Annotated in this window: 12 protein-coding genes; 10 read left to right on the top strand and 2 right to left on the bottom strand. The window is 35.7% G+C overall.

Annotation, left to right across the window (positions count from 1 at the left end):
- The first annotated feature begins 278 nt into the window (after positions 1-278).
- From F6K27_RS18025 to F6K27_RS17995, 7 genes are all read left to right on the top strand, one after another.
- On the top strand, positions 279-1,100 hold the full coding sequence (locus F6K27_RS18025) for a tetratricopeptide repeat protein (protein ID WP_287275385.1): 822 nt from the start codon (positions 279-281) through the stop codon (positions 1,098-1,100).
- Positions 1,101-2,415: 1,315 nt separating this feature from the next.
- Complete coding sequence (locus F6K27_RS18020; RefSeq protein ID WP_287275386.1) at positions 2,416-5,304, top strand: AAA-like domain-containing protein; 2,889 nt, start codon at positions 2,416-2,418, stop codon at positions 5,302-5,304.
- A 947-nt stretch (positions 5,305-6,251) separates the two neighbouring features.
- Positions 6,252-6,953 carry a hypothetical protein gene (locus F6K27_RS18015; RefSeq protein WP_124143022.1) on the top strand — a complete coding sequence of 234 codons (702 nt, stop codon included), beginning with the start codon at positions 6,252-6,254 and terminating at the stop codon, positions 6,951-6,953.
- Positions 6,954-7,250: 297 nt separating this feature from the next.
- Complete coding sequence (locus F6K27_RS18010) at positions 7,251-7,508, top strand: hypothetical protein (protein WP_353736008.1); 258 nt, start codon at positions 7,251-7,253, stop codon at positions 7,506-7,508.
- A gap of 511 nt (positions 7,509-8,019) precedes the next feature.
- Positions 8,020-8,343 (top strand): hypothetical protein, encoded by a 324-nt coding sequence (locus F6K27_RS18005; protein WP_287242208.1) that lies wholly within the window; start codon positions 8,020-8,022, stop codon positions 8,341-8,343.
- A gap of 86 nt (positions 8,344-8,429) precedes the next feature.
- Positions 8,430-9,065 (top strand): OpgC domain-containing protein, encoded by a 636-nt coding sequence (gene opgC, locus F6K27_RS18000; protein ID WP_287284187.1) that lies wholly within the window; start codon positions 8,430-8,432, stop codon positions 9,063-9,065.
- Between the two features lie 732 nt (positions 9,066-9,797).
- On the top strand, positions 9,798-10,871 hold the full coding sequence (locus tag F6K27_RS17995; protein ID WP_287275388.1) for a YheT family hydrolase: 1,074 nt from the start codon (positions 9,798-9,800) through the stop codon (positions 10,869-10,871).
- Positions 10,872-11,162: 291 nt separating this feature from the next.
- Here the strand turns inward: F6K27_RS17995 and F6K27_RS17990 are convergent, their stop codons facing one another.
- Positions 11,163-11,393 carry a hypothetical protein gene (locus F6K27_RS17990; protein ID WP_287284190.1) on the bottom strand — a complete coding sequence of 77 codons (231 nt, stop codon included), beginning with the start codon at positions 11,391-11,393 and terminating at the stop codon, positions 11,163-11,165.
- 374 nt (positions 11,394-11,767) lie between these two features.
- The gene (locus F6K27_RS17985) at positions 11,768-12,397 is read right to left on the bottom strand and encodes a DUF4347 domain-containing protein (protein ID WP_287275392.1); all 630 of its coding nucleotides are present in this window, start codon (positions 12,395-12,397) and stop codon (positions 11,768-11,770) included.
- A 762-nt stretch (positions 12,398-13,159) separates the two neighbouring features.
- Between F6K27_RS17985 and F6K27_RS17980 the strand changes: the two genes are divergently transcribed.
- From F6K27_RS17980 to F6K27_RS17970, 3 genes are all read left to right on the top strand, one after another.
- Positions 13,160-13,660, top strand: coding sequence for a DUF2231 domain-containing protein (locus F6K27_RS17980; RefSeq protein ID WP_287275394.1), 501 nt, complete (start codon positions 13,160-13,162; stop codon positions 13,658-13,660).
- Complete coding sequence (locus F6K27_RS17975) at positions 13,597-14,262, top strand: DUF2231 domain-containing protein (RefSeq protein ID WP_287275396.1); 666 nt, start codon at positions 13,597-13,599, stop codon at positions 14,260-14,262. The genes F6K27_RS17980 and F6K27_RS17975 overlap by 64 nt, the downstream gene beginning before the upstream one ends.
- 374 nt (positions 14,263-14,636) lie before the next feature.
- On the top strand, positions 14,637-15,542 hold the full coding sequence (locus F6K27_RS17970) for a cytochrome c oxidase subunit II (RefSeq protein ID WP_287275398.1): 906 nt from the start codon (positions 14,637-14,639) through the stop codon (positions 15,540-15,542).
- Positions 15,543-15,548: the final 6 nt, after the last annotated feature.

Here is a 15,548-nt window from a genome sequence, read left to right as displayed (position 1 = left end):
ATTTTAAACCTGTGGAGAAAATAAGTTACAGACTGGGGTCAGTGGTCTTCAGTGTTTGCGCAGCATTGCGTCAGCACGCGCAGGAAGGTAGCTCCAAAGCTCAAAATACCGTTTTGGATAAGTTTGGGTAAGTTTAGTCGAATGGTATCCTATCATATTATATACTTTATACTTTCAACTGAACTTCTTAACCATAAATACTCTTTACCGTGCCAAATCGAAATTTCTTAGTTTCTTTATTCATTACCCTTGGCCTATGGGGCACTACAGTGAAACCGATGCTGGGACAAGCATTAGTTCCTCACATACTACAGCTAAACTCAGCTCAATTGGAACAAACGGGTTTAAGTTTAGCTGAGGAAGCTGTACAGTTAGCAAGATTTCAACAATTTGAGTTAGCTTTATCAAGAGCTGAATTGGCCACTGAGTTAGCCCCAAATAGTCAACAGACCTGGGCACTATTAGGCAGTCTTTACATTCAAGCTGAAGAGTTAGAAGAAGGTATTACAGCTCTAGAACAAGCTCAAGAAATTGATCCAAGTAATGCTGATATTCGATTTGTTCTTGGTAGAGCTTACTTTCAAAAGGCTGAGTATGGAGAAGCTATCAAGCAGTTAAGAGCAGGTTTGAAGTTCAAACCAGATAGTCCTGGTGCTTTATTCGATCTAGGTAATGCTTATTACAAACGTGGTAAGTTTAAAAGAGCGATCGATCAATATGAAGAAGCTTATTCCCTCGAAAAAAATCTATGGCCTGCAATTAATAATATTGGCTTAGTTGAGTACGAGATGGGAAATGTGGATGATGCGATCAGAAAATGGCGTGAAGCTATTTCTCTAGATAGTAAAGCAGCAGAACCACTTCTAGCGCTATCAGTAGCTCTCTACACTAAAGGTGATAAAGAACAAGGTCTTGCTATGGGAGAAGAAGCTCTACGACTAGATAGCAAATATGCAGATATTGATTATCTTGACCAAAACTTGTGGGGAAAACGCTTGCTGGAGGATGCAAAAAGGTTTTTCGCAACTCCGCGTATTCAGGAAACCTTAGCTCAAATAGAAGACTTACCTCCCTCGTCTCCATCTCAGGTATCTCCATGATATAGGGTCATCTTCAATATTTAACTGTTGCAGAAACCTCACGCCATTATCAAGTAGCTAATCGTAAAATAGCTAGATGTCGAGAGTATTTTTTGCACAAGCTATCCTGCGCGGCAGTCGCTACAATGGGAAGATACCCCACAATAGGCTGCCTTAAAATAGTCAATGAAAACGATAATTATCGGAATGTTCGATGGAACATCCCTGCTTCGTATTTGAGGAGTGTTGTTCTTTTCAAGATTTTTCAATATTATAGTGGTTTTCATTAACATAGAATACAGCTGTCAGGTCTGTAACTTATTAAACTTAAAACATACTTATATTTTGTCTATAGTCTACCTTTGTGAAAATCGCTATAAGTATTCGCGATTATTTTTTTCACTTAAGATGGAGATATTGCTAGCAATTTTTCTACACTTCAAATAAAAGTAGCTTCAGCATCCATCAATTCTTTATTTTTCTCAAAAATTAACATTGCTGGTTTATCTTGGTCTGTCAGCTTCTGATAATAATTAAGAATACAAAACCAATGTTCAAACTTGACATCCTCTCCGGCCTGAAAGCGCGGATATTTCTAATGTTCAGGTAAAGTTTCTACTACAAAACTTAAGAAATACCTATTAGTGGGACTTACACACAATAAAGCCAGAAAATAGGCTCAAATATAGATGGGCAGAGGCTTTTACGTCAAAAATGCATAAATCCTTAATTACCAAGGGTTCTAGGCATTTTTAGGGCATTGATGTAATTTCCTTATCTAGACTGACACGAGCGCCATTTTTCAACCTAAAAATTTTTAAGTCCCATTATAGAAGCCATTTGGTATCTTTGTGGGCGATTCAGCTTTTTGCGAGGACTCAGGAGTCAGGAGAACCGAGTCAGGAGGTGGAGGGAATGAATATGGGAAAAAGGTAGAAAAATACTCCCCAGCTCCCTGTCTCCCAACCTCCCCATCTACCCATCTATTTTGAAAGGGGAGAAAGGTAGAAAAATGCTCCCATCTCACCATCTCTTTTTAAATAGCTCTCAAATGGGTTCTATAAATTGATGGGGGGATAGTCAGGAATTAGACCTCTGGTAAAAGTATGAAAAGTTAGTTTCAATCATGCTATCCGGCGATCGCTAACTCGATCTATAAAAAAATATTTTCACCTCTTTCAAACTCTCGATAATTTGTGACAAATTGGAAAAATGTAGGTTGCTCAAACCACTTTAGTGATAAATAATATTTTTTCAGATCAATTAAAGTTGGTATAATTGCTAAAACCTCGAAAATATAAAAATTTTATTTTTTTTCCTTCTGTCAAAATAAGCTATGACAAATTATCAATATCAAGTTGGTGGATGTTTGCCAATTGATTCTCCTACCTATATTAAACGTCAAGCAGATTTAGAATTATATCGTGGATTAAAAGCAGGAGAATTTTGTTATGTTCTTAATTCTCGACAGATGGGTAAGTCTAGTTTGCGAATACAAACTATGGAAATTTTACAAACGGAAGGAATTATTTGTGCTGGTATCGATTTAAGTGCAATTGGTAATTTAGACATTACTCCCGAACAGTGGTATGCAAGTGTAATTGACAGTATTATTAGTAGTTTGGATTTATACGATCGCTTCGATTTAACAAGTTGGTGGTTTAAGCATAATAATTTATCTTATGGGCAGCGTTTTAGTAAATTTATTGAATCTATTATTCTGAAATTAATTCCCCAAAATATTATAATTTTTATTGATGAAATTGATAGTACCCTCAGTTTAAAATTTCAAGTAGATGATTTTTTTAGGGTGATTCGCTCTTGTTACGACAAAAGAGGGCAAAATCAGGAATATAAACGTTTAACTTTTTCTTTTTTTGGTGTAGCTACTCCTGCCGATCTAATTAGAGATAAAATTGGGAGTCCTTTTAACATTGGTCGTGGAATAGAATTAACTGGTTTTAGTTTCAAAGAAGCTCAACCTTTAGTAACAGGATTAGCTACAAAATATAATAATCATCAACAAATATTACAAGCAATATTAAATTGGACTGGGGGGCAACCTTTTCTGACTCAGAAGCTATGCCAACTCATCCTAAAATCTGAGTCTTTTATTCCCCTTGGTAGGGAGAAAGAATGGGTAGAAAATTTTGTCCGAAGCATGATAATAGATAATTGGGAAAGTCAGGATGAACCACAACATTTACGGACTATTCGCGATCGCCTCTTATTAAGTAATCAACGTCAGAAGTTATTATTGTTATATCAAAAAATTTTGCAGACAAAAGGAGTAAAAGTTAATCAAAGTCCTGAACAATTAGAATTAAGATTAACTGGGTTAGTTATTCATAACCGAGGTAAGTTAAAGGTTTATAATCGCATTTATGAAGCAATTTTTAATCTAAATTGGATAAATAATGTTTTGCCAGAAGCGGGAATAGTAAAAGATAGTAAATATCTGCGAAATTCGGATACTAACTTATTAATAAATCGGCAGGAATATCGAAATAGTCAGATATTGTTGAACAAGGTAAAAAATTATTGGGTTAAAGGTGTTTTAGAAACTTCCTTGCACGGCAAAGTATTAATTGAACTAGGATTAGAAGAACGAAAAAATGCAGTAAATCGTCCTTGGGGTTTACTATGGTCAGACTTAGAAAATCCCCAGCAAAAATTACCGCCTGGTACTCGAATTATTGATAAATTTGATGAATTAGGCGCGGGGCGAACTTTATTAATTTTGGGTGAACCTGGTTCTGGCAAAACGACAACTTTATTAGAATTAGCACGAGATTTAATTAATAGAACTGAAGCTGATTTAACTCAACCAATACCTGTTGTTTTTAACTTGTCTTCTTGGGAAGGTAAAAAACAAGCTATCGCTGATTGGTTAGTTATAGAATTACATACTAAATATCAAGTTTATCAACAAATTGGTAAAACTTGGATAAAAGAACAAAGGTTACTTTTACTACTTGATGGTTTAGATGAAGTTAGTAGAGAAAAACGAGAAGATTGTGTAGATGCTTTGAATAAATTATGTCAAGAATACGGGCAGACAGAAATAGTAGTTTGTAGCCGGATTCGTGATTATGAAGCCCTTTCAAGTCAGTTAAAATTTCAAGCAGCTATTTATTTACAGCCCTTAAGTTTAGAGCAAATTCAAGAATATTTAAAAAATGCAGGTTCAGAATTAGCAGCAGTAAGAAAAGCATTAGAATCTGATGTTAAATTGCAAGAATTTTCCCGGTCTCCTTTGATTTTAAGTATTATCAGTTTAGCTTATCAAGGAATATCAATTGAAGAATTACCTGGTCGTAGTAATACTGAATTGAGAAAACATTTATTTAATGCTTATATTGAGCGAATGTTTAAGCGTCGTTCAGTTAATATTCTCTATTCTCAAGAGAAAGTCAAAAGATGGCTAAGTTGGTTAGCAAAGCAAATGGTTAGAGAATCAGAAACCGTATTTTTAATTGAACGAATGCAGCCCTATTGGCTACGCAATAAAATTTATATTATTGGTTATATTATTATTCTTTTGACAATAATTTTCTTCTTGTTTTGGAATGTATTTCATGAATTTTTAGATTTGTCTGAAATAGGGTGGGTTGTAACATTTCATTGTGTATACTTTTGGCGTTTTTTTGGATTTAAAACTATTCAAACAGTCACTAATTTAAAATGGTTAGGAAAATATACTATCAACCGAGTAATTATTGGCATAACTGGAGGAATAATTTCTGGTCTATTATTTATGATATTATCAGGAGCTATCTTCAAGCATAATTTCTATATTACTACGGTTAGAGGAGCAATATTTGGATTAAGCTTAGGAATAATTCTAGGAATAGTTCGTGGTATGACAGGTCCGGGAATAGAAGAAGTTACAATTCCCAATCAAGGAATTTTACTGTCAACTAAAAATTCTTTAATCTTTGGTTTAATTGCAGCTATATTAATGAGTTTATCTGCTAAATTATTAGACTTATCCTTCATAGTATGGGGTCAATATGGGTTGATTTTCGGATTAGCTGTGGGAGGGGGAGAAGCTTGTGTTAAACATTTTATTTTACGAGTTATTTTATATTTTAATGGTTATATTCCTTGGAATTATACTCGTTTTCTTGACTATGCAACCCAGTTAATATTTTTACAAAAAGTAGGAGGTGGCTATATTTTTATTCATCGATTATTGTTAGAACATTTTGCCAGAATGCTATGAAGAAAGTTTGAGGTTTTAGGGCTTAGGTTTTAGGGGTTAGACGAAAATACTAAATTATTAAATAAGGAATTAAGATTCAATGTTTGTAGTGCGGGTATCTTGCCCGCGACTGGTGTACTAAAGTGGAATCTGCTGTATCAAATAAGGAATTAAGATTTAATAAAACATAGAATTATAGAGAGCAAAGCCTAAAAAATATATTTGATGAAAAAGATAATTTACAACATCAAAAATGCTATTAAATCTATTCCCGTGTGACTCCTGAATTCTGTTTGCGGAGCATTCCGTAGGAAATTATAAGAAATACCCTAGTGCAAGATGGTGGAAATAACTAACCAGTTACAAAATCATAAAACAATTACAAATTAAAAATGATTAACTTTTAACTTCCGCGTAGCGACACTAGCTATTTGTAGCAAACATTTATCAATTTAGTATTATACCAATTTGAAAAAAGAATGCTATATTTAAGTAATACTTCAATTATTAAGTAATTAACACAGACTAAATATTTTTTTTGATAATTATTAGCCAGTTATTATTAATTATTCTTATTTTTACCGAAAAATAAGGTCTAAAGCCTCCTTTAAAGGGGATGAAAAAGCGCTAGAGGGATGGGGAAGAAACCTGCGCCATATCCAATCTACCAAGAGAAAATCAAGTTCAATATTTTAAGCCTCTGACTTTCCTGCGGAATGCTGCGCAAACAGGTAGAGAGGTACTGATAACTGATAACTGAAATGACCTCTCCCCTACTCCCCCGCTCAAGAAAATCTAGCAAACATTTATCAGTTTAGTATTATATCAAATTTGGTAGGAATTTTGAGATTTAATTCAGAATACTGCAAGGCAAAAAAAAATCTGTAGCTAAAATTGCTATTCAGACAAAAAAAATTAGTTATCTTATAGAAAAGTAAACTTATAACGAAGACAGTACGTTAATCATAATGCTGACACAAATAGTTCGCCCCATGGTTCGGACCCAGGTTCGGTTATTAGCAAACTGTCACTCAACCCGTCTAACATTAATTCATACAATTGCTAAATGGCTAGGTTTTTTGGGAGTAAAAGCAGAAGTAATCGAACTTAATGCTAATCTAGACAAAAAAATAACTATTTCCTTAACTGTAGAAAAACCAGAATCTTGCGATAACCAAGATTGGCAAAAAATTGTCGATGGTATTAATATAGAAAAACCTCAAAATAGTTCCCAAGAAATAACTGCAACCGAACCGATCCAAATAATGACAGCCAAGCAACAAGGAAAACTGCAAAGGTTGATAGCTTATCTTATTCAAGCAGGGGAACCAAATCAGAAAATTAAATGGGAAGAAATATGTCCTAATTTACAACAATTGGGATTAGATGAAAATATGTTAGACGGAATTCGCTCTGCGATTAGAGTACCTCAGTCTATTGATTTATTAGTTGAAGAATTAGAGCCAGATGTAGCAGCGATCGCTCTTCCTTTAGCGATGAATATTGCTCTTTTTGATCGGCAAGTCAACTCATCTGAAGATTATGCTTTAAATTCATTATTACAGGTAATGAAACAACCTACAAAACCTACAATTGTAGAGAAAAATGTAGAGAAAAATTTTTTCAGGCATAAGCTATATTGGCTAATAACTTCAGTTATTCCTAGATAATGGTACTTACAGCGCTTTTCAGATTGGTGAACCACACATTCAAAACAATAATACTTGTAGGGACGTTCCATGGAACGTCCCTACTGTGGTCGATTCAAATGAAAACTGCTGTAGACATTTTTTAGGCTATAAACTAGCCAAAAAAATGTCTAGGCAGGGGAAAGATGTCAAAGCCATAAAATTGGCTAAAACCTTTATCAATACTGGATTTATACCTTTTTTACCTAAAAGTCTATCTTGAGAGTCTAGATACCAAAACCAGGAAAGGATGAAAAGCGACAGCTGGGAATTTCAAAAATGTACGATCATGCATTACAAGTCCTGGTGAAATTAGGTATGGAAGCAGAATGGGAGGGACGTTTTGAACCTAATAGCTATGGTCTTTTCCAGTGGCCAACGCATGATGCCATAACAGCCATCTATGCCAGCATCAACAAAAAGTCTAAATATGTGCTAGATGCTGACATATCCAATGGGTTCTATAAAGCGTTTTGGCATAGTGGCGTTCGTGGAGCGTGGTGGAGCGCCGTATCGCTCTTTTTTTCTTCAACTTGATTATACACTAATGATGCAACCAGACATGATATAATCCGCGATCGCTCTTCAGATGTAAAATACACTTCAAATATTGAAATTGTTGCCAATGGTGTTATCTTGTGGAAAGGAAAATATTGTAAAAATGTTGGTTGTTTGAATAGCAACTAATTTATCACGCTCACCGATGGAAAAATCTAATATAAACCAGCTAGTCTTAATCGCAAATAATCAAACTCCAGACCGCATTCCACGAATAATATCAATAGACCTTTTGCGTGGACTCGTCTCGTAATGGTGCTAATGACATTAGACCATGTACGAGGATTTTTTTCCAATGCCGACTTTAATCCTTTAGACCTTACTCAGTCAAATATTCCTCTGTTTTTGACACGATGGGTGACTCATCTTTGCGCGCCTACATTAGACTTGTCGCTTTATAACTTAAAAATTCCCCAAAAACCTTGTTCTGTAAGGATTGTAGCTATTGGATAGCAAAAATGCTGGGAATTATTGCTCTGTCTAGGTTAGAGTGATTTTTTCCCTTTATTTAGCGACAACTCTATTCATTTTTTTAGCAGGAATTAGTGCTTATCTCTCTCTCAAACGTGGCAAAACTAAACAACAACTTTCTCGGTTTTTGTTGCTCCGAGGACTGTGGTTAGTATTTCTAGATTTAACAGTAGTACGTTTGAGCTGGAGGTTTGACTTGAATTTCACTTTTTCTGCTGCCGGAGTATTGTGGGCGATCGGATGGTCGATGATTTTCTTAGCAGCAGCGATCTATCTTCCTACTCGGACAATTGCTGCGATAGAACTCCGTTCCGCTCCGCTAGCGCGATCGCAATTTTCCTGATAGTCGGACATAATCTTTTTGATAACGTACAAGCAGAACAATTAGGAAATATTGGTTGGATTTGGACAATACTTCACGAGCAAAAAATGATTGAACCAATTTCTGGGTTTCGCTTGTTTATCCTCTATCCTCTGATTCCTTGGATCGGAGTAATGGCATTAGGTTATGCTTTCGGAACACTGTTTGAAATGGAAAAAGAACGGCGACTTCAGCTATTAATAAACATCGGTTTAAGTACGATTGCTGCTTTTATCATTATCCGAGCAATTAATATTTATGGTGACCCTAATCCTTGGTCAATCCAGTCTAACTTTCCTAATACCTTACTATCTTTTATCGATTGTCATAAATATCCGCCTTCTCTACTCTATTTACTAATTACACTCGGTCTAGCAATATTATTACTTTATTGTTTGGAAAAAACAAAAATACGTTATTTTAAACCATTAATTATATTAGGGCAACAACCATTATTTTTCTATGTTATCCACATCTACTTAATTCATCTAACTGCTATTTTATTTGCCCTTTATAGATCTGGGATAGAACCTTTTACTTTCTCCCAAGTAGGCATCAGTTGGAAACCAAAAGAATTTGGGTATGATTTACAAATTGTTTATCTAATTTGGTTGTTAATAACCTTCCTTTTATACATTATCTGTGACTGGTTTGCTAAGTATAAGAAAAAGCATCGAGGCAAGTGGTGGTTAAATTACCTATAAATATCGGATTTTCGTAGCTTTCTAATTCAGTAGAAGATACTGATAACTGATAACTGAAAACTGAAATGACTGGTTCGCTAAGTATAAGAAAAAGCATCGAGTTCAATAATTTAGAATGGGCGAATTAAGAATTTAGAATTACCTCTTCTTATAAATAAGAGAATTGGATAAAAGGATTTTTTTCTTCTCTTGGTCTGATAGATATAGCGCAGGTTTCCTCGCCATCCCACCCTCCGGGAAGCTCCGAAGATCGACCGCTTTTTTCTCTATGAATGGAGAGGCTTTATACCTGAATTTTTCGGTAAGTGGTGGTTGAATTACTTATAAAGACCAGTTATGTAAGCATTCAGCAGTCAGCTATCAGCTATCAGCTTTATTACCTTTAAAGGAGGAAAAAGCAATTGAGAGATTTCAAAGAATTAAAAGTATGGGTCAAGTAAACATTTCCTGCGGAATGCTGCGCAAACAGCTAGCTCGCTGTCAGTTCTCAGCTCTCATGAGGGGGTTTTAATGAATATCAACTGTTTCAGCCAGCTTTTATAGTAAGTATAAATTCTGACTCAATTAGTAAAGCTTTTATCTAAAACTGAAAGCAATAGCTGATGGCTGAAGTGCTGACGGCTGAATGCTTACTCAGTTATTGACCGAAAAATTCTGAATTATAAAATTTCATCGCCAACTGATATACTATCTAATCAACAAATTTAAGTTTTATCAGATTAAAATTTATCTATGGGTTATCCTTCTTATACTCCTCCGTGGTTCCTGAAAAATGGTTTAGCAATGACTCTTTATGCAGCCTTTTGGATACCCCGTTTTTGGGAAGAAACTACTACATTTCCGAAGCTTTCTTACCAAGAGAAAATTTTTATGGGAGCAAATAATGTGCCAATTTTTGGCTGGATGGCTATTCCAGAAAACCCAAAAGGTACAATTATTGGGACTTATGGAATTACAGGAGAGTTAGATAATCAATGGTTCTTAAAACTATTAGGACGCAAAGCTTATGCTCAAGGTTATGCCATTATTTTATTTGATTGGCGTGCCCATGGCAAGACAGCATTATTATCACAAGCTCTAACTTCAGATGGCATTTATGAAGGGCAGGATTTTGTTCATATTGCTGCTCAAGCAAAAGCAATGGGTTGTCCGCCTAATTTTTGGTTTACTGCATATTCTTTCGGAGGGCAACTAGCACTTTGGGGTGCAAAATTAGCAGAAAGTTTGGCTCCAGAATTAGGGTTAGCAGAAACAGATATTGGTGGCTGTGCAGTTATTTGCCCCAGTCTAGAAGCTCAACGTTCTCTGTCTTATTTAGATAGTTCTCCTTTAGGAAGATACTTAGATAAAGGAATTACTAAAAACCTCAAAAAATTAGTTCGGTTAATTCATGAACATCATCCAGATTTTATCGATCCAGAGGCAATAGAACGAGCAGATTGTATGTGGAAATTTCATGAAGAATTTATTATTGAAAAGTTAGGATTTTCATCAGTAGAAGCTTACTATCAAGCAACAAGTCCTCTATATTTTTTACCTCATTTAAAAAAACGAACATTGATTATTTATGCTGAAGATGATCCAATGTTTGACCCAACAATTGGAGCAGATTTAAAAACTGCTTGTGAGAGTAATTCTGCCATTGATTTAATGTTAACTCGTTATGGTGGTCATGTAGCTCATGTTAGTAGTAAATCTTGTCAAGTTCATGCTCAAGATCCTGATGTTTGGTGGGCATTGAATCGAGTTTTTGAGTGGATTAAACAAAATGAAATGTCAACATTAACTACTTCAGTTACTGCTTAAATTAATCATTTGGAATTGGGTTATAATCCTAATTCCTGATATGTAAGCATTCAGCTATTAGCAGTCAGCTCTCAGCTTTGTAATGAATGAATCAAGTATTTGCTTAACTTCTACTAGACTTTTGAACAAAGAATTGAAGCACAAAAACAACGCAGCTCTAATTGTCCACTAAAGGTAATAAAGCTGTTTGCGCAGCATTCCGTAGGAATAGCTGACCACTGACCGCTGAATGCTTACCCTGATATTAATTAATTGCTCATTTTGTAGCAAATATTTAGCCAATTAATTTTACTACCTAATTTTAAAATTATTCGCCTCCAGAGAAACATCATTATTCAAAACGGCAAATTGAGCGCCATCTCCGAAACCAGATTCACTACCATTAGCATTATAATATAATGCGCCACTGACAGAATTATAAACAATAAAAGCACCATTAATGGCAACAGCATCATCACTTTCAACTATGGCAAAATCTGTTTCCACACTGAAACCTTCACCAGTATTACTATCTAATATCATGTCCGGTAGCATCGGTATTGTAAGCGTGAAGGTAAGGAAGAAGGAAGAAGGCTTAAAAGCTTGAAAAAACGTAAATTTCCTGTAGATATTCACCCTTGATTTTACACAAACGATACCAACGGACATGATATAAAGCAGTGAATGTTTTTTTGTTTAACAAAATCAAGTCTCGTTGTACATCAAAATCTGTGATTATATCTATACCTATTGCGGAGGTTTCAAATTCTTGGTTAGTGTTGAAGATAAAGCGGTCATATTATGTCCGTTGGTATCGTTTGTGTATAAAGTTGGGGAAATATCTAGCGCAATATAAGGTTTTTCCTTCTCTTAAAGCTTCTTCCTTCTTCCTTCTTCCTTCTTCCTTACCTTCACGCTTACAATACCGATGCTACCGGACATGATATCAATGCTAGCTCCACCTGTACCGCAAAAGCAGTAGGCTCGCTAAAGGAAACCGCAAACACTCCCCCATACCCCTGAATAACTTCTGGCAAAAGCGCCAACCCAGAATTCACTTGACCTATGCGAATTTCTAACTGCCAACTGCCACCTTTAGCAATATTTCCCACCCGATGCGCAGATGCTGCAATATTTGCCCCTGTTAACTGGTGGAGAGAATTGAGAAATTGGCGATCGCCACCGACATTACAGCCATAAAGCAAAATCTCCTCAACTGCCCATTCTTGCAATAACCCTTGATATTGATAAATATTCTCCTGACTCACAGGAGTTTTACCCAAGTACAAAATACCATCAGCACCGTGACAAACTATATGAAGACTGGTAGCTAGCTCATCTGATAACGCTTCTGTTATTTGCTCAATACCATCTTTTCTCAAATCCAACACCACCACTTTTGTGTCAGGATAAGTCCCCGAAACCAACTGATGATAATTATCCACACGGGGGTCAATAATTACTAACGTCTGTTTGGTTTTTTTTGGTGGAGTTATTTCCCGAACTATTGTTGTGGAGTTTGTATCGTTAACTCTCTTAAAAATCATTACTAATCCTCCCAAAAATGTAGTTATTTACTGGGCAAGGTAATTCAATTTTAGATTCTTAATTTTAGATAAATTATAGCATTCCGATTGTGGAGAAAGTTTGTCTTCGTTAAATATATTCTCAAATTTCGCTCACTTCCCAACTTGATTAGAGATAACTTTTTAGGGAAATTATTAATACTAAACACTAATTATAGCATAAAAAAATCTGGAAAGCAAGACTGATTTAGCATGAAAAACATTAAATTGTTCTGTAAATTTAGTTACAGGATTTGAGTCAGATTGAAAATATCATAATATTAAATTTTAATTAAATATCTAGCTTTTGTAGAGTTGAGGTCGATTATTGCTAATACAAAATACGGCTTAATATACCCTCTAATTAAATACCTATAATCTCTTGAAATTAAGCTATATAAACATTACAGAAAAGATATTTAATTCTAAGGATTGTCAGACCTACGGATTATGTTTTTTTTTACCTTTTCAGAATAAAAATAGTTTAGTTAGTTATGACAAACCGTAAAATCTGAAAAAAAAATAATGTTGTCTTGACTACATTACTTTTTCACTTTGATTAAAGAAAAAAAATGAGTATATTTTGAGAAAAACTGTGAGAATTGATACCGTAAAAAACAGACATATTTTATAAATTCAGTTAGAATGTTGTGAGAAAAAGTTGATGAAAATATTTGCCTGTAGTAACTCGTAAAATTTACATTTTTTTCACGCATATCTACTGATTTACTGAAGGAGAAGACTATGTGGGAGTATCTACCACAATTAAATGATCATTACTTGCCTTACCCAGATACAATACATCCCATCGTTGTCCACTTCGTAATAGCGATGGTATTATTTGCTTTCGTATGCGATCTTATTGGTTATTTTACTCATAATTACCGTTTATATGAAGTAAGCTGGTGGAATATGTTTTTCGCCACAATTTCTATTTTTATCGCTATAATATTCGGTCAGTTTGAAGCTGGTCTGGCACAACCCTACGAAGTAGTCCAACCAGTCTTAAATTTACATACCTTGATTGGTTGGTCTCTGTCAGGAATAATCGCTGCACTTACTGGTTGGCGGTATGTTATTCGTTCAAACAATACAGAAAAACTGCCGATGCCATATCTAGGATTGGGGTTGGTGCTAGTAGGTATAGTTTTCTTCCAGGTATATCTTGGAGATAAACTGGTGTGGGTATATGGGTTACATACAGTGCCAGTAGTCGAAGCGATCGAGGAGGGAATTTTACAATGAACCCAGAATTAATAGATAGTTTGAGTTCTCAATTAGGGGCAAATGGTCTCCCATACAGCATCCCAATTCATCCTAATTTAGTTCATCTGACTTTAGGTTTGTTTATTATGGGAATCGCTTTTGATATCGTGGGTATACTTTTCCCTCTACAAAAACCAGTCTTTAAACTTTTAGCAATATCCACTACTCGTTCTAATTTTTTTGATGTAGGTTGGTACAATATGCTCGCCTCATCAATAATTACATTTTTCACGGTAGCAGCAGGTTTTTATGAAATTATGCTAGCGAGACCATCCGCAGAGCTAAAAAGTGCCTGGGGATTCGGAGCTATGGATACTATGATCTGGCACGGTGTTGGTGGTGTGTTCCTGTTGGCCTTCATTGTGGGCATGACAATCTGGAGAGGATTTCAACGCTATATCTGGTCTAAGGATAAACTCCAACAAGTGCAGTGGAGCTATTTAGCAGTGGGTTTATTCATCATGTTTCTGATGTATGTTCACGGAACTCTGGGAGCACAGTTAGCGGCTGAGTTTGGAGTACATAATACTGCTGATGCGTTGCTAAAAATAGGCGAAAATCCCAACCAAGTGCTTAAGTAGGGTTTGCGCTCAAAAGTCTTTTAGTAGGGGTAGGAGACAGGAGACAGGAGACAGGAGGAACGGGAAATTTATACGAGGTAGGATTCAACAATTAATAATTAATAATTAATAATTAACAATTACCTCTCCTGTAATAGGATTGACGCTTAAGGAAATTTTTCTTTTTATCCCCTTTTCAGGGGAGGCTTTAAATCACAATTTTTCGGTAAGAATTGTAAGAATGATTTTTCTGCCCAACTATGCGCCTAAAATACAAGCCATGCATGAGCATCAAGAGCTGAAAACCAGGCACTTTTTTCGACCCCAAAAAGGCACTTGTCTTTATATGTTAATGCTTTTAGATTTCCCTAAGTAATTTAGTAGGGTATTTTGATATGAAAATCAGGACTATTTTGACATTGGGAGCGATCGCTCTCGTTTTAACTGCTGTTAGTATTTGGGTTGGACGACTATCCTATTCATGGTTACCACCTCAAGCAGCAGCAGAATCTATATTAATTGATGACCTATTTAGTTTTCTCGTCACCCTTGGTACATTCATCTTTCTGGGGGTAACTGGAACTCTAATGTATTCAGTTCTATTCCAACGTGCTGCTAAATATGACTACAGCGACGGACCCCACATTGAAGGCAACGTCACCCTAGAAGTTGTCTGGACAGCAATTCCTATTTTTCTCGTATTTTGGATTGCTGCTTATAGCTACAATATTTACCAACAAATGGGAATTCAGGGACCGATGGAATTAGTACATCTGCATACACCATTAGAAATGGAATCAGCAATTGCAGACCCACTAAAACCCGTAACTGAACCTGTAGAGGAAATAGAAGTCTTTGCCAAACAGTGGTCTTGGGTGTTTAGATATCCAGAAAATGGCGTTACTAGCACCGAACTACACTTACCAGCAAATAAGCGAGTACGGGTAGCATTAAATTCAGAGGATGTGCTGCATGGATTTTATATTCCAGCATTCCGACTGAAGCAAGACATTATTCCCAACCATTCAATAAATTTTGAATTTACTCCCATTCGTGTTGGCAAATATAGTCTCACTGACTCCCAATATAGCGGTACTTATTTTGCCACAATGCAAGCAGATGTAGTAGTTGAATCTCCTCAAGATTATCAAAGCTGGCTGGCCACAGCAGCAAATACCGAACTGTCTCCCGCAGCAAATCAGGCAACCACTGAATATATGGAAAAATCAACAGCACCAGTGGAAGCAGGTTGGCCTACTGTTAAACCCGCTGCACCTCCTGTTGTTAATTATCATAGTTGAGAGGGA

It is taken from the genome of Okeania sp. SIO2F5 (assembly GCF_010692685.1).
Lineage (GTDB): Bacteria > Cyanobacteriota > Cyanobacteriia > Cyanobacteriales > Microcoleaceae > Okeania > Okeania hirsuta.
This window is presented reverse-complemented; position numbering and strand designations above follow the sequence as displayed.